Source organism: Aurantimonas sp. C2-5-R2 (assembly GCF_036549495.1).
GTDB lineage: Bacteria > Pseudomonadota > Alphaproteobacteria > Rhizobiales > Rhizobiaceae > Aurantimonas > Aurantimonas coralicida_A.
The window spans coordinates 1-8,013 of the sequence record NZ_JAZHLJ010000116.1; the positions used below are offsets into that span (position 1 = coordinate 1).

Annotated in this window: 10 protein-coding genes; 8 read left to right on the plus strand and 2 right to left on the minus strand. The window is 64.8% G+C overall.

Annotation, left to right across the window (positions count from 1 at the left end):
- Positions 1-341 precede the first annotated feature (341 nt).
- The 3 genes from VQ044_RS22855 (at position 342) to dnaQ (ending at position 2,915) form a co-directional block, all read left to right on the plus strand.
- Positions 342-1,535, plus strand: a complete 1,194-nt coding sequence (locus VQ044_RS22855) for a helix-turn-helix domain-containing protein (protein ID WP_327649821.1) — start codon at positions 342-344, stop codon at positions 1,533-1,535.
- The gene (locus tag VQ044_RS22860; protein ID WP_327649820.1) at positions 1,535-2,026 is read left to right on the plus strand and encodes a DUF4411 family protein; all 492 of its coding nucleotides are present in this window, start codon (positions 1,535-1,537) and stop codon (positions 2,024-2,026) included. Before VQ044_RS22855 ends, VQ044_RS22860 begins: the two co-directional genes overlap by 1 nt.
- 163 nt (positions 2,027-2,189) lie before the next feature.
- Complete coding sequence (gene dnaQ, locus VQ044_RS22865) at positions 2,190-2,915, plus strand: DNA polymerase III subunit epsilon (protein ID WP_327649818.1); 726 nt, start codon at positions 2,190-2,192, stop codon at positions 2,913-2,915.
- A gap of 96 nt (positions 2,916-3,011) precedes the next feature.
- Here dnaQ and secB read toward each other — a convergent pair whose 3' ends face one another.
- The gene (secB, locus tag VQ044_RS22870; RefSeq protein ID WP_327649817.1) at positions 3,012-3,542 is read right to left on the minus strand and encodes a protein-export chaperone SecB; all 531 of its coding nucleotides are present in this window, start codon (positions 3,540-3,542) and stop codon (positions 3,012-3,014) included.
- A 174-nt stretch (positions 3,543-3,716) separates the two neighbouring features.
- On the minus strand, positions 3,717-4,268 hold the full coding sequence (locus VQ044_RS22875) for an FxsA family protein (protein ID WP_327649816.1): 552 nt from the start codon (positions 4,266-4,268) through the stop codon (positions 3,717-3,719).
- Positions 4,269-4,428: 160 nt separating this feature from the next.
- Between VQ044_RS22875 and VQ044_RS22880 the strand changes: the two genes are divergently transcribed.
- From VQ044_RS22880 to VQ044_RS22900, 5 genes are all read left to right on the plus strand, one after another.
- Positions 4,429-5,136: a Tim44/TimA family putative adaptor protein gene (locus tag VQ044_RS22880; protein WP_327626069.1), complete on the plus strand. Its 708-nt coding sequence runs from the start codon at positions 4,429-4,431 to the stop codon at positions 5,134-5,136.
- Between the two features lie 21 nt (positions 5,137-5,157).
- Positions 5,158-6,264 carry a murein transglycosylase A gene (gene mltA / locus VQ044_RS22885; RefSeq protein ID WP_327651085.1) on the plus strand — a complete coding sequence of 369 codons (1,107 nt, stop codon included), beginning with the start codon at positions 5,158-5,160 and terminating at the stop codon, positions 6,262-6,264.
- On the plus strand, positions 6,261-6,824 hold the full coding sequence (locus VQ044_RS22890) for a Smr/MutS family protein (RefSeq protein ID WP_327649812.1): 564 nt from the start codon (positions 6,261-6,263) through the stop codon (positions 6,822-6,824). Before mltA ends, VQ044_RS22890 begins: the two co-directional genes overlap by 4 nt.
- The gene (locus tag VQ044_RS22895; RefSeq protein WP_327649811.1) at positions 6,821-7,219 is read left to right on the plus strand and encodes a helix-turn-helix domain-containing protein; all 399 of its coding nucleotides are present in this window, start codon (positions 6,821-6,823) and stop codon (positions 7,217-7,219) included. The genes VQ044_RS22890 and VQ044_RS22895 overlap by 4 nt, the downstream gene beginning before the upstream one ends.
- 166 nt (positions 7,220-7,385) lie before the next feature.
- Positions 7,386-8,013 (plus strand): class II glutamine amidotransferase (locus VQ044_RS22900; protein ID WP_331827796.1); only part of this gene is annotated, 628 nt, incomplete at its 3' end.

Below are 8,013 nucleotides of genomic sequence, written 5' to 3' on the forward strand. Positions count from 1 at the left end.
CGGCAACATCTGCGACCTGTTCGAGCCCGAAGAATGTTGGAACTACCTCAAGGCCGCTGGCTATGTTGCAGATTAATCGCCTGACGCTCTAACTGGGCGGAGCGTGAGGTGGAGAGAATAGTCGCCAGGCAATCAGTGTCGTCGGAAACGACCGTTTCCCTTTTGCGCCAGCGGATCTAAGAGCCGGATACTCCAGCAAGGACGCTGGAAGCGTCGACGTCTTCCCGGCGCAAGTTTTAATCGGTACACAGGTTCAGGAGAGTTCGAGCGGAGCCTGAGAGGGCGCATAGGGTTCGTATGTTAGTAGGTACGGCAGCCTATTTGGCAAGCGATCTGAAATTATGGCTGAGCTGAATCCTGAAATCCTAAAATGGGCGCGCCAGACTGCCGGCCTTGATCTTGAGACGGCCGCGCGGAAGATAGGGCTGAATGCCGCACGAGGGGTGCCAGGTGCCGACCGGCTGGCGAGCTATGAGACGGGCAATAGCAGACCCTCCATGTCGCTCCTGCGACGCATGGCCCCACAGTATCATCGACCACTCCTGACCTTCTACCTTCCCAAAGTGCCAGCACCTGCGGAACTCGGGCAGGATTTCCGCACACTCCCCGATCAGGGTAGTCCGTCGAACGTGCTCTTGGCGACGCTGCTGCGCGATGTGAAGGCGCGCCAAGCATTGGTTCGCGCAACCATTGAAGACGATGAGGATGCGACTGCGGTCACGCTGGTCGACTCGCAGCGCGGCGTGACAGATCCCCTTCGTTTGTCTGTAGCGCTGGTCGCCGCTATAGGATTTGATCGCGCTGAATTCCGGAGCCATCAAAGCGCAGAGGATGCTTTCGCCTATCTCCGTGCGCGAGTGGAGGCAGTCGGAGTCTTTGTATTACTGGCGGGTGATTGCGGCAGCTGGCAGACAGCGATCGAGGTTAGCATCTTCCGCGGTTTCGCGATCACCGACGATCTCGCGCCGTTCCTCGTTATCAACGACCAAGACGCCAAAGCTGCATGGTCGTTTACGCTGCTTCACGAACTCGCTCACCTGTTGCTCGGCGAGCCGGGGATCAGTGGTGGCGCACCAACCGCCGGGATCGAGCAATTATGCAATGATGCCGCAGCCGCGACGCTCATTACACCGGATGAACTCGCCGATCTTTCTTTGGAGGGTGGTGCTGGAGATATTGTCGCAATCGGCGAACTTGCAGATCGATGCCGCGTTAGCAGGGGTATGGTTGCCTACCAGCTGTTCCGCGCAAAACGGCTGCCGCTCCGCCGCTGGGAAGAGTTGCGCGATAGATTCAGGGAGGAATGGCTGGCGAAGAAGGCGGCTACGCGCGCGGCCAACAGGGAGAGCCCAGGCGGACCTAACTGGTACGTGCTGCGGAGACACCGCTTAGGGGCAGCGCTCCTCGACATTGCACGAGAAGGTATTGCTGACGGGTCGCTCACACCTACCCGCGCTGCGCGCATGCTTGGCGTGAAGCCGATGTCCGTTTATCCGCTTCTTGCCGGAACCGGCCGCCGCAGGATAACGACCTGATGCAGTATCTTCTCGATGCCAATGCCCTGATCTCTGCCCATAACACGTGGTACGCCCTGCACAGGGTGCCAGAGTTCTGGTCTTGGCTGCTTTTCCACGGCGATGCAGGATCGGTAAAAATGCCAGCCGAGATATACGCGGAGGTGGAAGCCGGCAATGACGATTTGGCAGCATGGATGAAGCCGCCTGAGGCGAAGAATGCGCTCCGCCTCGCGGAGTCGAGCGACACTGCTAATGTTCAGGCGGTGCTTGCCTGTTACGGCGAAGCTCTCACCGAGGCCGATTTAATCACCATTGGCCAAGATCCGTTTCTGATCGCATCCGCCTTGGGGATTGCCGACCGGCAAGTCGTCACAGCCGAAGTCTCCAAGCCGACGAGGACAGGCGCTCGACGGCATGTCCCGGACGTCTGCAACGATTGTGGCATCCACTGGGTGACGCCAGTGCAGTTTATTATCGATCTCGATTTCAGAACTAACTGGGACCACTAGCCGCCGGTTGGTTTTTCACGAACTGTCGACTCGCTAAATCCCGCAGAAACCGCATCGATAAGAACGTAAAAAGAACAAGACCACTTCGCCGGTGGATAGCGTCCACCCCGCCCCTTGCCTCTTTCGCTCCGCTGCATGACAACACCCCAAAGCGGGGGCTAGCATGCGGGAAATCGTCTTCGACACCGAAACCACGGGTCTCGACCCGGAGGTCGAGCGGGTGATCGAGATCGGCGGCGTCGAGTTGTGGAACCACATCCCGACCGGCAAGAGCTACCACACCTTCGTCCGCCCGGTCGGCCGCAAGGTCGATCCCGGCGCCTTCGACGTCCACGGCATTTCCGATGAGTTTCTGGCCGACAAGCCGCTGTTCGAGGAGATCGCCGAGGAATTCCTCGAGTTCTTCGCCGGCGCCCGGCTGATCGCCCACAACGCCGCCTTCGACACGCGGTTTCTCAACGCCGAGTTGAAGCGCATCGGCCAGCCGCCGATCGACCCGTCGGTCGTCATCGACACGCTGCCGATGGCGCGGCGCAAGTTCCCGATGGCGCCGGCAACGCTCGACGCCTTGTGCTCGCGCTTTTCGATCGACACCAGCCGCCGCGACAAGCACGGGGCGCTGCTGGATTCGGAGCTGCTCGCCGAAGTCTATATCGAGCTGATCGGCGGCCGGCAGGCGGCGCTGGGACTGGCGGTGGAGCTCGATACGGCCGGCGACGGGACGGATGGCGATTTCGGCCGGATCGAGCCGCGGCCGGTGCCGCTGCCGCCCCGGCTGACGGCGGACGAGGCCGCGCGCCACCGTGCCTTTGTCGCGACGATGGGCGAGGAGGCGCTGTGGTGGCGGTTTCTGGAGCGCCCGCAGGCGGCAGCGACGACCGACGCCTGATCGCGCCGGCACAAGTTGCTGGTCATCAAAACGCCGGCGGCATCGCGCGATGCCGCCGGCGTTTCTTGTCTCAAGGAACGATGAAGCGGCGTCGCCTCAGGCAGTCTGGACCTGCTGGCGGGCGCGCTCCTCGGCCATGCGCTGCTGGAACAGCTGCGAGAAGTCGATCGGGTCGATCATCAGCGGCGGGAAGCCGCCATTGCGGGTCACGTCGGCCATCACCTGGCGGGCGAAGGGGAACAAGAGTCGCGGGCATTCGATGAACAGCACCGGCAGGAGATGCTCCTGCGGGAAGTTCTGCAGCTTGAAGACGCCGCCATATTCCAGTTCGACATTGAACATCAGCTCGGCGCCCTCGCCGGCCTTGGCGTTCATCGTCAGCCGCACGTCGTAGTCGCCGTCGGAGCCCTCGATCGGGTTGGCGCCGACATTGACGCCGATATTGATCGCCGGCGCCTTGGTCTGGCCGCGCAACACGCCCGGCGCGTTCGGGCTCTCGAAGGAGAGATCGCGGATATACTGGGTCAGGATGTTGATGCTGGGCGGCGTGGCGGGCTTTGCGGCGCCGTCGCCGGTGGCGGCACCATTGCCATTGCCGGTGGTCTTTTGATCGTTTGTGTCGGACATGTTGGCTCCCGTCTCGATGCTGGTCCCGGCTGATGTCGCCGCGAAGGCGCGCCCGGTGCCAGTGTTAGCGGGCCGGGCGCTATGCCAGGCCGGCAGGAAATAATGGGCGCGAGCGCTATCACGCGGTCAAGGCGAGGACAAGATGAAGGCCGACCTCGCGCCGCCGCGTCCGGCTCAGTGCAGGATGCGGCCTTGCGGCGTGTCGTCGCCATCGCGCTTGTCGTTCCAGGGCGAGGAGGCGTCGGGCCGGCGCTCGAACTCCTCGCCGCTGAGATCGACCACGTCGGGCCCGCCGCCAGCCCGCGGGTCGGGCTGTGGGCCGCGGGCGCCGGAATTCCACATGCCGGATGTCCCAGCCCCTTGCGCCACGACGACCACGCGGCTTTTCATGAAATTCCAGATGCCGTCGCGAATTTTCGGCACGAACAGCAGGAAGCCGATCGTGTCGGTGACCAGGCCAGGGGTCAAAAGCAGGATGCCGGCCATGGCAATCATCACGCCGTGGACGAGATCGCGCCCCGGCATGCGCTTGGCGCGGATGTCGGCCTGGATGCGCGCCAGCGTCGACAGGCCCTGCTGCTTCAGCAACAGCGTGCCGACGATCGCGGTCAACAGGACGAGGCCGAGCGTCGGCCACAGGCCGATCATGTTGCCGACCAGGATGAACACGGCGATCTCCAGGATCGGAATTACCAGGAGCAGGAAGGGGATCAGGGCGAAGGGCATGGTTTGGTCACTCCTTTGACGGCATAATGCCCCTCATGCGCGTTTCGGGCAGCACCGCGTCGCAAGATCAGATAGGAAGTCCCGAAACGAATTTGAATGCGTAGCCGGCCGTCTCTATATGGGGGCGAATGGCATGTGCGACGGCGAGGCGACAGAACCAATGAGTTTCGGGACGATCTTTTTCATAGTGCTTGCGGCGATCGTCCTGTTTCAGCTGCGCAGCGTTCTCGGCCGGCGTACCGGCAGCGAGCGCCCGCCCTTCGATCCTTATTCGCGGCGAGAGGGACGGCCAGGGGAAGCCGCGCCCAACGACAATGTCGTCACCTTGCCGCACCGCCGCCTGCCCGGCGGTGATGTGGCCACGCCCCCGAATACCTACGAGGCCATCGACAAGCTGGCCGCGCCAGGCACCCCGCTCAATGGCGAATTGCGTCGCATCCGCGACGACGACCCGAATTTCGAGCCGGGGGAATTCCTCGAGGGCGCCAAGCTCGCTTATGAAATGATCGTCACCGCCTTTGCCGACGGCGACCGCAAGGTCTTGCAGAACCTCCTGTCGAGCGAGGTGTATCAGGGCTTCGAACAGGCGATCACCGACCGCGAACAGCGCGGCGAGCGCATGCAGTCCTCCTTCGTCGGCATCGATGACGCCGAGGTCGTGTCCGCGGAAAAGAAGGATCGCGAGGCGCTGGTGACGGTGCGTATCGTGGCGCAGCTGATTTCGGCCGTGCTGAAGCCGGACGGCGAGATCGTCGAGGGCGATCCGGAAGCCGTCGTCGAGGTCAAGGATGTCTGGACATTCTCGCGCGACATACGCTCGCGCGATCCGAACTGGAAGCTGGCCGGGACCGAATCCGAAGAAGACTGAACCGGAGCGGCGAACCCTTCCATGACCCGCTTCGTGCGCCGCAGCTTTGCCGACCTGCCGGGCTGGGCCGAAGCCGATCACACCCTGGCCTTCGCCGCGTTTCGCGACAGCGCCCCTCGGCTCGTCAAGGACGAGGTGTCTTTGGGATCTTTGGACATCGCGCCGGGCGCCTTTCGGCCCGCCGCGGAAGCGGCGATGGCCGCCGGCGCGGTGGAGGGAGCGGCGGCGCGGTCGTTCTTTGAGACGCATTTTACCCCGCTGCGCATCCTGCCGGACGGCGCCGAGACCGACACGCCGGGCTTCGTCACCGGCTATTACGAGCCAATCGTCGCCGCTTCGCCGGTGCGCACCGATCGGTTTCGGTTCCCGCTCTACGCGCGACCGCAGGATCTAGTGAAGATCGACGACGTATCGCGCCCGCCGGGGCTCGATTCCTCGTTCCGCTTCGCGCGCCGCGCCCCTTGCGGGATGCTCGAGGAATATCCCGATCGGGCCGCGATCGAAGCCGGCGCGCTGGCCGGCCTGGGTCTCGAAATCGCCTGGCTCGACGATCCGGTCGAGGCGTTCTTCATCCATATTCAGGGATCGGCCCGGCTGCGCCTTCCGGGCGGGCGCGCAACCCGCGTGAGCTATACCGCCAAGACCGGACATCCGTTTACCGCGATCGGCCGTAGCCTGGTCGATGAGGGCGAGCTCACGCTGGCCGAAGCCGACATGGACGGCATCAGGGGGTGGCTGGCGGCACATCCGGAGCGGCGGCAGACCCTGTTCAACCGCAATCGCTCCTTCATCTTTTTTCGGGAAATGCCGGTGGACGACCCGGCAAAGGGCCCGATCGGCGCGGCCAAGGTGCCGCTCACGGCGCTGGCCTCGATCGCCGTTGACCGGGAACTCGCGACCTTTTGCGTGCCCTATTTCATCGACGCGCCGCGGCTTGTCGTGGCGGGTGAGCCGTTCCGCCGCCTGATGATCGCGCAGGATACCGGTTCGGCCATTCTCGGACCTACCCGCGCCGACATTTTCGTCGGTTCGGGACCGGACGCCGGCCGGATCGCCGGGCGGATTCGCCACGCGGCGGATTTTCATGTCCTGGCGCCGGCGAGGCTCGCGGAAAGTCTGGCGCGGTGAGGCGCGGACGACGCCTCAGTGGCGAGGATGCCCGTTTGTGGGCGAGCGTCGCCCGCACGGCGATGCCGCTGAAGGGCAAGGCGCATCCGAAAATGCCCGAGGAGCCGTCGCAGGATAAGCTGTCACCGGCCTTTACCGCCGCTAGCGGGCGGCAGGCGGCGGAGACCGCCGCACCCGGTCCGTCGGCGGCGCCGGAGCGCAGTGGCCGGCGGCTGACCCAGCACCCGATCGAAAGACCGACGCGGCGCAAGATCGCCAAGGGCCGGGTCGCGATCGAGGCGCGCATCGACCTGCACGAGATGACGCAAGAGGTCGCCCACGACGCGCTGCTCGGCTTCCTGCGCCAGGCCCAGGTGATGGGGCTGCGCCATGTGCTGGTGATCACCGGTCGCGGGGCTCGTTCGGGCGCCGCGTTCGGGTCGCGCGGGGTGTTGCGGCGAGTGGTGCCGCTGTGGTTCGCCAATCCGGAATTCCGCCCGCTGGTGTCCGGCTTCGACAGCGCCGAGCGCCATCACGGCGGCGAGGGTGCGCTCTATGTGCGGGTGAGGCGCTTCGCATGACCCCCTTTGGCGAGAAGATCCGCGTCATGCGCAAGGAGCGTGGCGTGACCCAGGGCGAAATGGCCGCGGCGCTCGGGATTTCGAGTGCCTATCTCTCGGCGCTCGAACACGGCCGGCGCGGACGCCCGACCTGGGAACTCCTGCAGCGCATCATCGGCTATCTCAACGTGATCTGGGACGAGGCGGAGGAGTTGGAGCGGTTGGCCGAACTCTCGCATCCGAAGGTCACGGTCGAAACCGCCGGACTGAGCCCCGAGGCGACGGCGCTGGCCAACCGGCTGGCCGAGACGATCGCGATCCTTCCCGCCGACGACATAAAGCGCCTGCTCGCCGCCCTTGAGACTGCGGCCACGCGCGCCGAGGCGGCGCTGAAGGAAAAGCGCCGGCGGCGGTAGCAGCGGTTGCAATGGGGCGGTTGCGACCCTCCGGCCGTCGATCGATTCACTTGAAACGGACGGCCTCGGCGGCGAATTCTTAAGCGCCCGTTAACCATGGCCACGCGAGACTGGCCTGTCCCCGCGACGACACGGTCGTGGCCAACCCTCTCGCGGTGTCACCCCGATGTGCCGTCTTCTTGCCTATGCCGGCCCGCCCATCTTCCTCGACCGGTTGCTGGTCGAGCCGCGCGCCTCGCTGATCTCCCAGTCGCTCGCGGCACGCGAAGCCAAGACGATCGTCAATGGCGATGGCTGCGGAATCGGTTGGTATGGCGAGCGCCCCGAGGCCGGCGTCTATCGCGGCATATCGCCGGCCTGGTCGGACGCCAATCTCGTTTCGCTCTGCCGCCAGATCCGCTCACCGCTGTTCCTGGCGCATGTGCGCTCCGCGACCTACGGCGAGGTCTCCACGGCCAATTGCCATCCCTTCGCGGACGGCCGGCATCTGTTCATGCACAACGGCCAGATCGGCGGCTATGAGCGCCTGCGCCGGCGCATCGATGATCTGATCCCGGACGCGCTCTATCCGAAGCGACGCGGGACCAGCGATTCGGAGGCGATCTTCCTGGCGGCGCTGGGACGCGGCCTCGACGACGATCCCGTCGGCGCCATCGCGGCAACCCTCACCGCGATCGGGTCGACGGTTCGCGCGACGGGGGAGACTGGGCGGATTCAACCGGTCGTCGCAACAGGTGCTATAATACTCGCTTCCAAGAGAAGCGCGAGGGTTTCTGCTGGAGACTTCCAACCGA

What these genes read in the sequence shown, in the direction of transcription:
- VQ044_RS22855 (WP_327649821.1), top strand. Translation starts at nt 342, where the DNA reads ATGGCTGAGCTGAATCCTGAAATCCTAAAATGGGCGCGCCAGACTGCC.
- VQ044_RS22875 (WP_327649816.1), bottom strand. Translation starts at nt 4,268, where the DNA reads ATGCCCTTCGCCCTGATCCCCTTCCTGCTCCTGGTAATTCCGATCCTG.
- secB (WP_327649817.1), bottom strand. Translation starts at nt 3,542, where the DNA reads ATGTCCGACACAAACGATCAAAAGACCACCGGCAATGGCAATGGTGCC.
- VQ044_RS22860 (WP_327649820.1), top strand. Translation starts at nt 1,535, where the DNA reads ATGCAGTATCTTCTCGATGCCAATGCCCTGATCTCTGCCCATAACACG.
- VQ044_RS22895 (WP_327649811.1), top strand. Translation starts at nt 6,821, where the DNA reads ATGACCCCCTTTGGCGAGAAGATCCGCGTCATGCGCAAGGAGCGTGGC.
- dnaQ (WP_327649818.1), top strand. Translation starts at nt 2,190, where the DNA reads ATGCGGGAAATCGTCTTCGACACCGAAACCACGGGTCTCGACCCGGAG.
- VQ044_RS22880 (WP_327626069.1), top strand. Translation starts at nt 4,429, where the DNA reads ATGAGTTTCGGGACGATCTTTTTCATAGTGCTTGCGGCGATCGTCCTG.
- mltA (WP_327651085.1), top strand. Translation starts at nt 5,158, where the DNA reads ATGACCCGCTTCGTGCGCCGCAGCTTTGCCGACCTGCCGGGCTGGGCC.